Genomic DNA, 12,881 nt, shown 5'->3' with positions numbered 1-12,881 from the left:
CGGGCGGGTTCGGGCGGCAGCGCATGGCCTACCGGCCGCTGCCCTTGCCCTTGTTGGAACCCTTGTTCCGGCCTTCGCCGGTGGGCTGCTTGCTCACCGCAGATTCGTTGCTCTCGGCAGCCTCAGGTGCCGTGACCGGTGCCTGAATAACGACGGCGGCTTGTGCGGCTGACGCCTCAGCGGCGGCTTTGGCCGCTGCCTCCTTGGCCGCTGCGGCTTTCGCGGCTGAAGCCGACGCCCGCTCCGCCTCCGCTTTGGCTGCCGCAGCCTTTGTTGCCTGGGCCGCAAGGAGATCGGCGCGCACCGCCTCCACCGCTTTCATGATGCTTTGATGGCGCTTGAAAGACACCTCGCCGTTGGCCGCAGCGCCGGTCAGGTGCCCCACTAGCTCGTCGAGGGACCGCAGTCCGGTGGCGGGGTCCGACGCTGCCGCCGCTGCGCTGACGGCAAGGACCTGCGCCTGCAGTTCCTTGCCGGTCTGGGAATCCAAATCCGGGGCTGAAGGCGCGCAGCCAGCCAGCGCGGCAGCGGCGAGGCACCCGGCCACAACCATGGCGCCGAATCCCCGACGCCGGCCTACCGCGCCGCGTAGTAACTCCAACTTTCCTCCAACCTCCACCGATCCATTCGCACGTCTGGCAAGCCTTCGTGCCTGTGCCGCCGGCCTGCAACGGCTATCCGATAGATCATAAGCTTACTTATCTTCATTCGGGGAGTCGAAACAGATCTGTCCGCAATCCGGCGCATTCCTCTGGCAGCCCGGCGGCGCCCCAGCCGTCGGTGGCGTCCATGTTCCGGCCGGAGGTCTCTGCCGGTGTGGACCCGGGCACCGCTGACAGCGGCAGCCGGGCGTTCTCCCGGAGATGGCAAAGAAGTGCCTGTTCGGGGCACCCCGGGTGGGCGGCAAGGTGGCGCAGCAGCCGCAGCCGTACCTCGGACTCCGGGCCGGTTGCCCCAAGAATATCGAGGATGACTTCCGCCACCTGGTGGCGCATCACCGTCTTCTCGGTGACGCCAAGCGCAGCGAAGAGCGCGGAGGGGCTCTTGAAGGCATCGGCGTGGAATCCGGCAGCGTCGAAGCCGGCAGCCTCGAACCCGGCAGCGTCGAATCCGTCAAGGGCGAGTGCTCGGAGGGCCGGGGCGCCGGTCTGGAGTTGAGGCTCCTGCGGTCCCTGGGATCTAGCGGTCATCGCGGCCGCCGTGGTGACCGCTGCGGCTGTCTTCGGACTTCCCGCCACGCCCGCGGCCCCTGGAGCCGCCATCGTCTTCCGAGGCGCCGGAACTGCTGACGAGTGCCGGGGCTGCCGGCACGAACATCGTGATCCGGTCCGGGGATGCTGCGTCCACGGGTGCCGGTGGCGCTTGCGCGGTTGTTCGATGGGGGGCGGGGATCGGCGCAGGAGCCGCCGTTGGGTTCTTCACAGCGGTTTTCGCGGCGTTCGTGGCGGGGTTCTTCACCGTAGCCGTCGTTAAGGTCGTGGCGTTGCTCTTCGCGGGAGCGGCTGCCGGGGTCTGGGCCTGCCGCACGTCCGCGGCCAGGTCCGGGCCCGCTCCCTCCCGCACTACCACGCCCGGGCCCCGGATGTGGGCCGGTTCCGCCACCGCCTGGCTCCAGACGTTGAGCCCCGCGAGTGTAACCAACGGAAGACCAAGGAGTAACAGCTTCTTCATCGGGGCTCCTTACTAGATGGCTCGCGTGACTGCATTCCGCCAATATGCTGTGTGTCTCCTGTGAAAACCTCGGCTGGCGAACCCCTCGATCCGGTGAGAGAGGTGAGTAATGGGGGGCCGATGTGACTGGTAGGCCCCCGCAGCCCGCTTGGGCAGGGTTTCCACCAGAAACTTCCGGGGTTTTTATAGGGAAATCCGTAGGAACCGCGCTGTGAACGGCTATTTGCGGCCTTAACAACGTGGTGGTGGGAGCGTAGTTTTGGTGGTGTTGGAAACCATCCCCGGCCCCGGGCGAATCGGCCACAAGGGGCCGGATGCGAACAGGAGGTAACAGCGATGACCAACATTTTTCGCCGCGCGGGCGTCGAATTTCCGGAGCCTTTCCGGCGCCTCCTGGAAGGGGATCTGGACACGTGGCTCCGCGTGGAGGAATACCGTGAGGCCGGGTTCCTGGTGGTCAACGCCGAGGTCCCGGGCATCGATCCTGACGAGGACGTTGACATTACCCTCTCGGGTAATCAGCTCCAGATCTCTGTGCGGCGCGAGGAACGGTCCGAGCAAAAGGACAAAGAGGGCTACCGCTCTGAGTTCCGTTACGGCACCTTCTCCCGGACGGTGAGCCTTCCCGCTCCCGTAAGCCAGGAGGACATCCGTGCTTCCTACACGGACGGGATCCTCGAAGTTCGAGTGCCGCTGCCTGAGGAATCCGCCGCCGGATCAAGGAAGATCCGCGTCTCCCGCGGATCGGAATTCGCCGGAGCGGCCGGCCAGCAGGCACCCGGCCAGCAGGCAACCGGAGAGCAGGCGCCCGGCCAGGCATCCGGTCAGGCACCCGGGCCGTACTGAGCAGGGCCGTACTAAAGCCGGCCCGTACTGAACCTCCTCAGCAATAATCCCGCTCAGCGGGTGGTCACCCCTCGTAGTGGGTCTTCGCCGGCCCCTGGCCCAGGGAATCGACGATTGCCGCTGCCACGCTGCGCAGCTTGGTGTTGCGGGTACTGGATGCTGCCTTCAGCAGCTCGAAGGCCTCCCGCTGGCTGCACCTGTTCTGTGCCATGATGACTCCCACGGCGACGTCGATCACCGTTCGTGTCTCCAGCGTGGCTTTGAGGTTCGCCGCGGCGTCACTGTAGTGGGCGAAGCGGACAGCAAGGCGCAGTGCCATCGAAGTCTGGCTGACAAAATCCTGGGCCAGTTCCAAGACCCGCCCCTCGAAGCGGCCCGGCCTGTGGGAGTAGAGATTCAGGGCAGCCCGCGTATCGCCTTCGAGCTGAAACGGAATGGCCAGGATGGACCGGACGCCGTGGCCCAGGACCTCGTCCGAATATTGTGGCCAGCGTTCGTTCTCTTCAAGGTCGGTGATGTGGACGGTCACCTGCTCCCGCGATGCCGTCATGCAGGGGCCATCGCCGAAGTCGTATTGGATCTCGTCCATGGCCTGGGCCGCGGGGCTGCTGCTGGCCACTGTGGCGGCCTTCCGGTGCCGCAGCAGCGTGACTCCACAGAGGACTTCGTCGCCTGGTTCAGACAGGCTGCGGGCGGAAACCCGGGCAAGCTCGTGGAGGAATTCCTCCACATCAGCGCTGGCAAGCACTGTTTCGTTCAGGTGCCCTGCAATGGAGGCTTCAGATTTTGCGGTCGACTCGCTGGCCACGATTCCCAGTACCGTTTCGCTCAGGTCAAGACGAGCCGGCGGACGCAGCGCAGATCGCCCGGAGCCGGGACGGGTAGCGGCAGCAAGCGCCGGATCGAACAACTATCCAACGGCCTTCTGCTAAACCGTACCGAGAAATTATATACACCTGTTCGGGGGCATTATGACAGCAAGTCCGGAGAATGAACATGGCTGGCTTGAGGCCCGTGCCGCCCGGGTGGCTCCGTTTTTCCTAGGACTGAGAGGGCCTGCCAAAAGGGGTGTGCGGCCGGACCGCCGCCCCTAGGCTGGGTAAGGACGTTGACAGGCGGAGCCTGCCATGGTCCGCCCACCGTGCGCGCTGGATTCAGGCACGCCGCCAGACCAACCAGAGGAGACCACCATGAGGATTGCCGTAACCGGCGGGAGCGGAAAGCTTGGGCGCCACGTGGTCCGCAGGCTGGTTGAGGACGGCCACGCCGTCCTCAATTTGGACCGGGCAGGGGAGCGGAGCCCTCAACTGGCGGTCGTGGACCTGCGCAACTACGGCCAGGTCCTAGATGTCGTTTTGGGCCTGGACGACAGGCACGAGGGTTTCGACGCCATCGTCCACCTGGGCGCCATCCCGGCCCCGGGCATCGTTCCGGACGCCGCTACGTTCGAGAACAACATGCTCTCTACATACAACGTGTTCCAGGCGGCCCGCCGGGCCGGCATCAAGAAAATCGTGTACGCCTCCAGTGAGACGGTGCTGGGACTTCCGTTCGACGTCGACCCTCCCTACATCCCGGTGGACGAGGAATATCCGGCGCGGCCGGAAAGCACGTACTCCCTGGTGAAACACCTGGAAGAACAGATGGCGATCGAAATGACGCGCTGGGACCCTGAGCTCAGCATCACCGGCCTGCGGTTCTCCAACGTCATGGATGCCGGGGACTACGAGGACTTCCCCTCCTTCGACGCTGACGCGACGCTGCGCAAATGGAACCTCTGGGGCTACATTGACGGACGCGACGGTGCCCAGGCGGTGGCGCGCGCCCTGGAGCACGGCACGCCGGGATTCGAGGCCTTCATCATTGCCAATGAGGACACCGTGATGAGCCGCTCCAGCGCCAGCCTGGCCGCCGAGGTGTTCCCCAACGTCAAGGTGACCCGGGAACTGGGGGAACACGAGACCATGCTCTCCATCGAGAAGGCCAAGCGCCTCCTCGGATTTGCGCCTGAGCACAGCTGGCGGACCTACCACTCGAACCGCACCACCCCCACCGAAGACTGACCACACCAAGACTGACCACACCAAGACTGACCGACGAACCGACCCCACTGACAGAGGAGAACCATGCAGTACCGCACCCTGGGCAACAGCGGCGCCGTCGTGTCCAACTACGCGCTGGGCACCATGACTTTCGGCGCCGAGGCCACGGAGGAAACTTCGCACGCCATCCTGGATGATTACGTGGCGGCCGGCGGCAACCTCATCGATACGGCCGACGTTTACAGCGCTGGCGTCTCGGAGGAAATCATCGGCCGCTGGCTCGCCAAGCGGCCGGAAGCGAAGGACCAGGTGGTCCTGGCCACCAAGGGCCGCTTCCCGATGGGGAAGGGTCCCAACGATCTCGGCACCTCCCGCCGCCACCTCACCAAGTCCCTGGACGATTCGCTGCGGCGGCTCGGCGTGGAGCAGGTTGACCTCTACCAAATGCACTCCTGGGACCCCGTCACCCCGCTCGAGGAGACCCTGCGCTTCCTCAACGACGCCGTCAGCAGCGGAAAGATCGCCTACTACGGTTTCTCGAACTTCCTGGGCTGGCAGCTGACCAAGGCCGTCCACCTCGCGAAGGCGCACGGTTGGACCCCGCCGGTGACGCTTCAGCCGCAGTACAGCCTGCTGGTGCGCGAAATCGAGCCGGAGATCGTGCCGGCGTCGCTGGATGCGGGCATCGGGCTGTTGCCGTGGTCGCCCCTGGGCGGCGGCTGGCTGTCGGGGAAGTACAAGCGGGATGAGCCGCCGGCGGGAGCCACCCGGCTGGGTGAAAACCCGACGCGCGGCATGGAGGCCTGGCAGGCCAGGAACGACGACGACCGCACCTGGCAGGTGATCGGCGCCGTCGAGAAGATCGCCGGGGACCACGGCGTGTCAGCCTCGCAGGTTGCGCTGGCGTGGCTCGCCGACCGGCCGGCCGTCACGTCGGTCATCCTGGGTGCGCGGACCAGGGAGCAGCTTGCGGACAACCTGGCCGCGGCCGACCTCGAACTGACCACGGAAGAAACGCAACGGCTCACCGAAGCGAGCCAGCCGCGCGTCGGCGTTTATCCCTACGGTCCGATGGCGCAGGAGCAGCGCAACAGGAAGATCGCCGGCGGCCGCTAGGCCACCCACCCGGCGCGAACGGACACTTGGGGCCTTTCCTGCCGCCCCCGCGGGCGCCGGGCGGGGGCCCTAAATGTCCGTTCGCGCGGAAGTGTCCTCGTAGGTCCTAGACCAGATGTCGCCCATTTCCTCCGTGGACTGCTCCACGATCCGGCTCATCGCGGCGTGGGCCGCCTCGGCTTCGCCCCGCTGGATGGCGCTGGCCACGTCCACGTGCAGCTGGAGTGCTTCGTGGTGCGGCAGGTGCGGCATCAGGCCATGTTCGGTGCGGCCGGTGAGGACTTCCGTGACCAGGTTGTGCAGCTGCGAGAACATCGGGTTGCCGGAGGCCTTGAGCACGGCGGCGTGGAAATCGATGTCTAGGAGGAGGAACTGCTCGTGATTTCCTCCTTGGCCCGCAGCCCAGAGCCGCGCAGCCTGGGAGACCAGATCGCTCCCGGCGTCCAGTGAAATCCGGTTGGCGGCCAGCCGGGCAGCCTGCGGTTCGATTGCGCCGCGCAGCTCGTTCAGCGCCCGCAGCTGGTCCAGCCGCCGGGAGGACGCCAGGCGCCAGCGGATGACCTGCGGATCGTAGAGATTCCAGCAGTCCTCTTCCTGGACCACCGTTCCGAGGCGCCGCCGCGACTCGAGCATCCCCATCGAGCAGAGCACGCGCGCGGCTTCCCGCACCACGGACCGGGAAACGCTGTGCTGGGTTTCCAGTTCGTCGAGCCTGAGGATGCTGTTCGGCGCCAGCGTGCCGTCCGCTATTGCAAGACCGAGCCGATGCAGAAGTGATGCGTGCAGGTTCGCAGTGTGCTCCGCCTTTGGAGATTTCATAAATAAATCATACGGGTGGGGCGCAAGGGGTTGTTTAAGTCTGCTTTATTTACCTATGATCGCTTCCGGAGCAGATGCAAAGATGCGTTTGCGGGCGGCCGGGGACAATCCGGCCATGATTTTAGGAGTCGTAATGAAGCGACGTTCAGTAGTGAAGTATGCGGCCGTCGCCGCGGCCCTCTCGCTGGGTCTGACCGCCTGCGGAGGGGGGAGCAGCGAGTCCAAGGGTTCGGAAACCGTCCGGGTCACGCTTGCCAACCACGTCTGGACCGAGGGCATCAAGGCAGCGATTCCGGAGTTCGAAAAGTCCACCGGGCTGAAGGTGGAGCTCACGCAGCTGGGCGAAGACCAGCTCTCCGACCAGTACAACGTCAAGCTCAACGCGGGCAGCGACGAAATCGACGTCATGATGTACCGCCCGCTCCAGGAGGGCAAGGCGTTTGCCCGCAACGGCTACCTCGCCGACCTGACCAGCAAAGTAGCGGAAGACGCCGACTGGAACTGGAAGGACTACCAGGACGGTCCCGTCAAGGCCACCTCGTACGAGGACAAGGTGACGGGCGTCCCCATCATCACCGAACGCGAAGTGCTCTACTACCGCAAGGACCTGCTGAAGGCCGCGGGCATCGAAGTTCCCAAGACCATGGAGGAGCTCGAGGCCGCTGCCAAGAAGCTGTCCTCTGCTGACACCGCAGGGTTCGTTGCTCGCACCGGCAAGTCAGCGGCCGTCACCCAGTTCTCCAGTTTCCTGTACAGCTTCGGCGGCGACTTCACCGACGAAAGCGGCAAGTCCGCCGTCGGCAGCGACGAAGCCAAGAAGGCCTACGCCTTCTACGGCGGCCTCATCAAGAACTACGGCCCCAAGAACGTCAGCACGGACATGAGCTGGCCCGAGGCCATGGCAATCTTCACCCAGGGCAAGGCCGCTTTCTACACCGAGGCCGATTCCCTCTACAAGAACGCCACGGATCCGGCCAAGTCCAAGGTGGCTGACACCGTGGGCTTCGCGCCGCTGCCGGCCGGCCCCGCCGGTTCCAAGCCGTACAACATCCCCTCCTGGGGCCTCGCGGTCAACGAAGCCTCGGCCAACCAGGACAACGCGTGGAAGTTCATCAAGTGGGCTACCAGCAAGGAGCGCACCCTGGAGGCACAGAAGGCCGGCGTCCCCGGGCCGCGCGCCTCGGTCTGGTCCGATCCTGCCGGAACCTCCACCTACCCGAAGGATCTTGCCGCCGCCATCGCGGTGAGCGCTGAAAACGGAGTGGGCCACGACCGCCCGCAGGTCCTCACCGTGGGCAAGGCCCGCGAGATCGTCGGCGGCCCGATCGTCGCCTCCATCACCGGCGCCGACGCGGCAGCAGCAGCTGACACGGCCAACGCCGCGTTCCAGAAGTTCCTGGACGACGAAAAGTAAGTAACCAAAGCACGACGGCGGGACAACCGCCAGGCTGTTGTCCCGCCGTCGTCCGCTGAAGATTTCACCCCCAACTTCTTAGGTGAACCATGTCTGTACTGACCCCTGCCCGGACTTCCGGACGATCGGCTAACGCCCAGGAGAATTTCTCCGCCTGGGCCAATCGCCACCGGAAATGGCTGTTCGCAGCGCCCGCCATGATCTTCGTGGGCGTCCTCATCATCTTTCCGCTTGCCTGGACCCTGTACCTGAGCCTGACCGACTCCCAGGGGTCGGTGCGCGCGGCGTCGGACTTCGTGGGCCTCGAGAACTACCTCACGGTCCTCACCGACACCGAGCGCTTCTGGCCGGCCGTGGGCCGCACAATGTCCTTCACCCTCGTGGCGCTCGCCTGCGAAATCATTCTCGGCATGGGCATCGCCCTGCTGCTGTGGCGTCCGTTCCGCGGCGAAAAGTGGGTCCGGGTTGCCATCCTGCTGCCGCTCGTGGCCACCCCCGTGGCAGTCGGCATGATGTGGCGCCTGATCTTCGATCCGAACATCGGCTTCGCCAACCAGCTGCTGGGCCTCGTGGGCATTCCGCCGCAGCCGTGGCTCTCCGGGCAGGATTCCGCCCTGCCCACCACTATCTTCATGGACGTCTGGCAGTGGACCCCCATGGTGGTCCTCATCCTCCTGGCCGGCCTGACCGCCCTCTCCGACGAGCCGGACGAGGCCGCCCGGATGGATGGCGCCAACGCGTTCCAGCGCTTCTTCTACGTCACCCTGCCGCTCATGATGCCCACGGTCATCGTGGCCATCCTGCTTCGCGGCATCGACGCCCTGAAGACCTTCGACATCCTCTACGCCACCAAAGGCAAGGGCGGCGGCTCCTTCCACGAAGTGGAGACCCTGAACGTCTACGCCTACGGACTGAGCTTCGATTACAACCAGTACGGGCTGTCCTCGGCCGTGTTGATCCTGTTCTTCATGATCATCATTGGCTCCATGTGGCTGCTGACCATGCGCAAGAAAGCGGTAAGCAAATGACCCTCCTGACTGAACCCCAGGCACCGGTGCGGCAACGCCCGCACGTGGCACGCCGCAGGAAGCCGCTCCGCAGCCGGGCCTACAAGACGTTCCGCGTGGTGGCCCTGATCGCTGTGGTGCTGTTCCTCGTCGCGCCGCTGTTCTGGATGCTGATGGCCTCCTTCAAGACCAATGTGGACATCTACGACGCCGGCAAGTCCTTCCTGTTCACGCCCACCGGCGAGAACTACGCCAACGTGCTGCAGCGCAACAACTACTTCGTCTTCATCTTCAACAGCTTCTGGGTGGCCTTCGTGTCCACGGCCCTGTCGCTGGTCCTGGGCGTCCCCGCCGCCTACGCCATGAGCCGGTTCACCATGCACCGCTCGGCACTGGTGGTCCTGATGGCCCGCGTCATCCCGGGCGTCTCCCTGCTGGTGCCCTGGTACTACGTCTTCTCCAACCTGAAGATGGTGGGCGGATTTGAGGTGCTGATCCTCAGCCACATGTTCGTCGCCCTGCCGCTGATCGTGTACATCATGATGAGCTACTTTGATTCCCTGCCGATGGAACTCGAGGAATCGGCCCAGGTGGACGGGCTTACGCCAATCGGCGCGTTCCGCCGCATCACCCTGCCGCTGTCCGTTGCCGGCATGGCCACCGCCGGGATCCTGTCCTTCATCTTCTCGTGGAACAACTTCATGTTCGCCCTGGTCCTGTCCGGTTCGAAGACGAAGACCCTCCCGGTCGCGATCTTCGATTTCGTCTCCTACGCCAGCATCGACTGGGGCGGACTGATGGCGGCCGCCACCGTGGTGACCATTCCGATCATGATCATCGCGCTCTTCACACAGAAATACATCGTGTCCGGCATGACCGCCGGCGCCACGAAGGGCTAGGTACATGACACTCATCAGCAGGATTGAAACCTTCCTCGTCGCGCCGCGGTGGCTCTTCGTCCGGATCGAAACCGAGAGCGGGATCGTCGGCTGGGGCGAGGCGACGTGCGAAGGCCGCAGTGAAACCGTGCGCACCGCCGTCGACCAGCTCTCCGAGCTGCTGATCGGCCAGGACGCCCTGCGGATCGAGGACCACTGGCAGGTCATGACCAAGGGCTCCTTTTACCGCGGCGGCCCCATCCTGGCCAGCGCCGTGTCCGGGCTGGACCAGGCGCTGTGGGACATCGCCGGAAAGCACTTCAACACCCCGGTCCACCAGCTGCTCGGCGGCCCGGTCCGCGACCGGATCCGGATGTACGGCTGGGTGGGCGGCGACGAACCCAACGAGGTGGCCGACCAGATCAGCGCGCAGCTGGAAGTCGGACTCACTGCGGTGAAGATGAACGCCAGCGGCCGGATGAGCCCGGTGGCTTCGGTGGCAGAGCTCGACGGCGTGGTCCGCCGGGTGGCCGCCGCCCGCGAAGTCCTGGGGGACCACCGGGACGTGGCTGTCGACTTCCACGGCCGCTTCAGCCTCGCCAACGCACGCCGTGTGGCGCCGCTCCTGGAACCGTACCGGCCGTTCTTCCTCGAGGAACCCGTGGTTCCGGAAAACACGCACCTGCTGCGCGAATTCACCGCATCCACCACCACGCCGGTGTCCACCGGGGAGCGGCTTTACAGCCGGCAGGAGTTCCTGCCCGCGCTGCAGGCCGGAATCGCGGTGGCACAGCCTGACCTCTCGCACGCCGGCGGCATCACCGAGGTCCGCAAGATTGCCTCCCTGGCCGAGATCTACGAGGTCCAGCTGGCGCCGCATTGTCCGCTCGGCCCGCTGGCTTTGGCCGCCTGCCTTCAGGTTGGCTTCGCGACGCCCAACTTCCTCATCCAGGAACAGAGCATCGGCATCCACTACAACCGGGGCGCGGAAGTGCTCGACTACGTCGTGGACAAGTCACCCCTGAAGTTCGTGGACGGGCACATCGAGCGGCTGACCGGGCCCGGCCTGGGCATCGAGATCGACGAAGCGGTGGTCCGTGCCGCGGACAAGCAGGGACACGCGTGGCGCGGACCCGTGTGGCGGCACCCCGACGGCTCGTTCGCCGAGTGGTGAGCACCGGAGTGGTGAGCACCGACCTGATCGCCCCGACGAAGGAGAAGCCTGACATGGAGAACAACCTGACCCCCGAGCTGCTGCTCGCCGGCATTAGGGACACCCGGCTGGTGGCGATCGTGCGCGGCACGGACGGCGCGGCGGCCGCGATGGCGGCCCTCGCCGCCATGGAGGAGGGCTTCCGGTTCGTTGAAATTGCCCTGACCACGCCCGGCGCCCTGGCGGCAATCCGCGAGGTGCGTGCGGCGGCGCCCGCAGGCTGTTTCGTCGGGGCCGGGACCGTCCTCACCGTGCAGCACGTGGAGCGCGTCGCCGAAGCCGGCGGCCAGTTCCTGGTGACGCCGGCGCTGGCGGAGTCCATTGATGAGTCGGCCCGGCGGGGCATTCCCCTCCTGGCCGGGGCGCTGACCCCCACCGAGGCCTATGAGGCAATGAACCGCGGGGCCACGGCCGTCAAGCTCTTCCCGGCCTCCATCGGCGGACCGCGCTACCTCAAGGCGCTCCGTGATCCGTTTCCCGACATCCCGTTCATCGCAGTGGGCGGCGTGGGGCTCGACGAAGCGGCGGGCTACTGGGAAGCCGGCGCAATCGCCGTCGGTCTGGGCGGTCCGCTGTTCGGCGACGCCGGTTCGGGCGGGGACCTGGCCCCGGTGCGGGAGCGTGCCCGCAGTTTCGTGGATCTGGCCGCCGGTTTCGGCCGCCGGACCGCTCAGGCAGGCTCCCGGTGACGGCCGTCGTCGACCTCCTGACCCTGGGAGAGTCCATGGTGTCGCTGAGATCGGGCGGCCCGCTGTCCGCCGGCGGCAGCCTGTCGATGCACGTGGCCGGGGCCGAATCCAACGTCGCAGTGGGTGTGGCCCGCCTCGGCCACGGAGTGTCGTGGGCCGGCGTGGTGGGAGCTGACCCGCACGGGCAGTTCATCGTGCGCCAGCTGCGTTCCGAAGGAATCGGACTGCATCACCGCGAAGATGCGTCGCGCAGTACCGGGGTGATGTTCCTAGAGCAGCGGACCGCGGATGTCAGCCGGGCTTACTATTACCGCTCGGGATCGGCCGGATCCACGCTCAGCATTCCGGATGTGGACGCCGCGCTGCGGGGCGGCGCCAGGGTGGTCCACCTGACCGGAATCACCGCCGCCTTGAGCCTCGAGGCGCGGCGGGCAGTGGAGTACGCCGCCGAGCGGGCGGTCGGAGAAGGCATGCTGGTTTCGCTGGACGTCAACTACCGAGCCAAGCTCTGGTCACGGGACGAGGCGCGCGCCGCCCTCGCCCCGATCGCCCTGCACGCCACGATCATCATTGCCTCGGAGGACGAACTGGACCTCGTGGCGCCTCCGACTCTTGACTCAGGGGCGGACTTCGGTAGGGAACCTGGCGCGGATCCGGCCGCGGGCCTTTCCGATGCCGACGAGTCCCTTCTCGCGAAGCGACTCCTGGCGCAGGGCGTGCGGGAGGTGGTGGTCAAGCGCGGTGCCGCCGGCGCCGGCGCCTACACCGCCGACGGACGGTGGGACGTGCCGGCCATGCCGGTGACCAGTATCGACACCGTCGGCGCCGGTGACGCCTTCAGCGCCGGCTACCTCTCTGCGCTGCTCGACGGCGAAGACGTCGCCGGGCGGCTGCGGCGCGGCGCCCTCGCGGGAGCCTTCGCCGTCAGCACAGCCGGTGACTGGGAAGGACTCCCGCACACCGGGGAACTCGCGCTGTTGGGCAACCACGTTGCCGGCAGCACCCAGCGCTAGCCACACACAGGGAGCGCCCCTACGCTTCCGTGCCGGCCGGGAGGCCGGAAACGTTCATTGTCGACCGAAAGAAAGCTTGGACCTGTTGTGAAAATTATTGCTGCGGAAGTGTTCGTGACGAGCCCGTCCCGTAACTTCGTGACCCTCCGGATCACCACCGAGGACGGGGTGAC

The 12,881-nt window shown here is 66.2% G+C and carries 14 protein-coding genes; 9 read left to right on the top strand and 5 right to left on the bottom strand.

Annotated elements, in window-relative coordinates; genetic code table 11:
- Nucleotides 1-28: 28 nt before the first annotated feature.
- From CXQ90_RS19255 to CXQ90_RS19245, 3 genes are all read right to left on the bottom strand, one after another.
- The gene (locus CXQ90_RS19255) at nt 29-601 is read right to left on the bottom strand and encodes a mucin-associated surface protein (protein ID WP_258064609.1); all 573 of its coding nucleotides are present in this window, start codon (nt 599-601) and stop codon (nt 29-31) included.
- A gap of 103 nt (nt 602-704) precedes the next feature.
- Nucleotides 705-1,190 (bottom strand): hypothetical protein, encoded by a 486-nt coding sequence (locus CXQ90_RS19250; protein WP_104140959.1) that lies wholly within the window; start codon nt 1,188-1,190, stop codon nt 705-707.
- Complete coding sequence (locus CXQ90_RS19245; protein ID WP_104140958.1) at nt 1,180-1,671, bottom strand: hypothetical protein; 492 nt, start codon at nt 1,669-1,671, stop codon at nt 1,180-1,182. The genes CXQ90_RS19250 and CXQ90_RS19245 overlap by 11 nt, the downstream gene beginning before the upstream one ends.
- A gap of 336 nt (nt 1,672-2,007) precedes the next feature.
- Here CXQ90_RS19245 and CXQ90_RS19240 point away from each other — a divergent pair, with 336 nt between their 5' ends.
- Complete coding sequence (locus tag CXQ90_RS19240; RefSeq protein ID WP_104140957.1) at nt 2,008-2,517, top strand: Hsp20/alpha crystallin family protein; 510 nt, start codon at nt 2,008-2,010, stop codon at nt 2,515-2,517.
- A gap of 64 nt (nt 2,518-2,581) precedes the next feature.
- Here the strand turns inward: CXQ90_RS19240 and CXQ90_RS19235 are convergent, their stop codons facing one another.
- A complete protein-coding gene (locus CXQ90_RS19235) occupies nt 2,582-3,325 on the bottom strand; it encodes a GAF and ANTAR domain-containing protein (protein ID WP_104141003.1) in 744 nt (247 codons plus the stop codon).
- Nucleotides 3,326-3,707: 382 nt separating this feature from the next.
- On the opposite strand from CXQ90_RS19235, the gene CXQ90_RS19230 reads away from it, so the two are divergent.
- Nucleotides 3,708-4,580, top strand: coding sequence for an NAD(P)-dependent oxidoreductase (locus CXQ90_RS19230; protein ID WP_104140956.1), 873 nt, complete (start codon nt 3,708-3,710; stop codon nt 4,578-4,580).
- 63 nt (nt 4,581-4,643) lie between these two features.
- Nucleotides 4,644-5,675, top strand: coding sequence for an aldo/keto reductase (locus CXQ90_RS19225; protein WP_104140955.1), 1,032 nt, complete (start codon nt 4,644-4,646; stop codon nt 5,673-5,675).
- A 69-nt stretch (nt 5,676-5,744) separates the two neighbouring features.
- Here the strand turns inward: CXQ90_RS19225 and CXQ90_RS19220 are convergent, their stop codons facing one another.
- Nucleotides 5,745-6,494, bottom strand: coding sequence for a FadR/GntR family transcriptional regulator (locus CXQ90_RS19220; protein ID WP_104140954.1), 750 nt, complete (start codon nt 6,492-6,494; stop codon nt 5,745-5,747).
- Nucleotides 6,495-6,627: 133 nt separating this feature from the next.
- On the opposite strand from CXQ90_RS19220, the gene CXQ90_RS19215 reads away from it, so the two are divergent.
- The 6 genes from CXQ90_RS19215 (at nt 6,628) to CXQ90_RS19190 (ending at nt 12,708) form a co-directional block, all read left to right on the top strand.
- The gene (locus CXQ90_RS19215) at nt 6,628-7,908 is read left to right on the top strand and encodes an ABC transporter substrate-binding protein (protein ID WP_104140953.1); all 1,281 of its coding nucleotides are present in this window, start codon (nt 6,628-6,630) and stop codon (nt 7,906-7,908) included.
- Nucleotides 7,909-7,997: 89 nt separating this feature from the next.
- Complete coding sequence (locus CXQ90_RS19210) at nt 7,998-8,936, top strand: carbohydrate ABC transporter permease (protein WP_258064608.1); 939 nt, start codon at nt 7,998-8,000, stop codon at nt 8,934-8,936.
- Nucleotides 8,933-9,814 (top strand): carbohydrate ABC transporter permease, encoded by an 882-nt coding sequence (locus CXQ90_RS19205; protein WP_104140951.1) that lies wholly within the window; start codon nt 8,933-8,935, stop codon nt 9,812-9,814. The genes CXQ90_RS19210 and CXQ90_RS19205 overlap by 4 nt, the downstream gene beginning before the upstream one ends.
- 4 nt (nt 9,815-9,818) lie before the next feature.
- Nucleotides 9,819-10,967, top strand: a complete 1,149-nt coding sequence (dgoD, locus tag CXQ90_RS19200) for a galactonate dehydratase (RefSeq protein WP_104140950.1) — start codon at nt 9,819-9,821, stop codon at nt 10,965-10,967.
- An 11-nt stretch (nt 10,968-10,978) separates the two neighbouring features.
- A complete protein-coding gene (locus tag CXQ90_RS19195; RefSeq protein ID WP_258064607.1) occupies nt 10,979-11,695 on the top strand; it encodes a bifunctional 4-hydroxy-2-oxoglutarate aldolase/2-dehydro-3-deoxy-phosphogluconate aldolase in 717 nt (238 codons plus the stop codon).
- On the top strand, nt 11,692-12,708 hold the full coding sequence (locus CXQ90_RS19190) for a sugar kinase (RefSeq protein WP_258064606.1): 1,017 nt from the start codon (nt 11,692-11,694) through the stop codon (nt 12,706-12,708). Before CXQ90_RS19195 ends, CXQ90_RS19190 begins: the two co-directional genes overlap by 4 nt.
- Nucleotides 12,709-12,881: the final 173 nt, after the last annotated feature.

The organism is Arthrobacter sp. ZGTC131, from assembly GCF_002929275.1.
Classification (GTDB): domain Bacteria; phylum Actinomycetota; class Actinomycetes; order Actinomycetales; family Micrococcaceae; genus Arthrobacter.
This window is presented reverse-complemented; position numbering and strand designations above follow the sequence as displayed.

Coding starts and splice junctions, on each gene's coding strand:
- CXQ90_RS19240 (WP_104140957.1), top strand. CDS start 2,008: ATGACCAACATTTTTCGCCGCGCGGGCGTCGAATTTCCGGAGCCTTTC.
- CXQ90_RS19245 (WP_104140958.1), bottom strand. CDS start 1,671: ATGAAGAAGCTGTTACTCCTTGGTCTTCCGTTGGTTACACTCGCGGGG.
- CXQ90_RS19250 (WP_104140959.1), bottom strand. CDS start 1,190: ATGACCGCTAGATCCCAGGGACCGCAGGAGCCTCAACTCCAGACCGGC.
- CXQ90_RS19205 (WP_104140951.1), top strand. CDS start 8,933: ATGACCCTCCTGACTGAACCCCAGGCACCGGTGCGGCAACGCCCGCAC.
- CXQ90_RS19210 (WP_258064608.1), top strand. CDS start 7,998: ATGTCTGTACTGACCCCTGCCCGGACTTCCGGACGATCGGCTAACGCC.
- CXQ90_RS19220 (WP_104140954.1), bottom strand. CDS start 6,494: ATGAAATCTCCAAAGGCGGAGCACACTGCGAACCTGCACGCATCACTT.
- CXQ90_RS19225 (WP_104140955.1), top strand. CDS start 4,644: ATGCAGTACCGCACCCTGGGCAACAGCGGCGCCGTCGTGTCCAACTAC.
- dgoD (WP_104140950.1), top strand. CDS start 9,819: ATGACACTCATCAGCAGGATTGAAACCTTCCTCGTCGCGCCGCGGTGG.
- CXQ90_RS19230 (WP_104140956.1), top strand. CDS start 3,708: ATGAGGATTGCCGTAACCGGCGGGAGCGGAAAGCTTGGGCGCCACGTG.
- CXQ90_RS19215 (WP_104140953.1), top strand. CDS start 6,628: ATGAAGCGACGTTCAGTAGTGAAGTATGCGGCCGTCGCCGCGGCCCTC.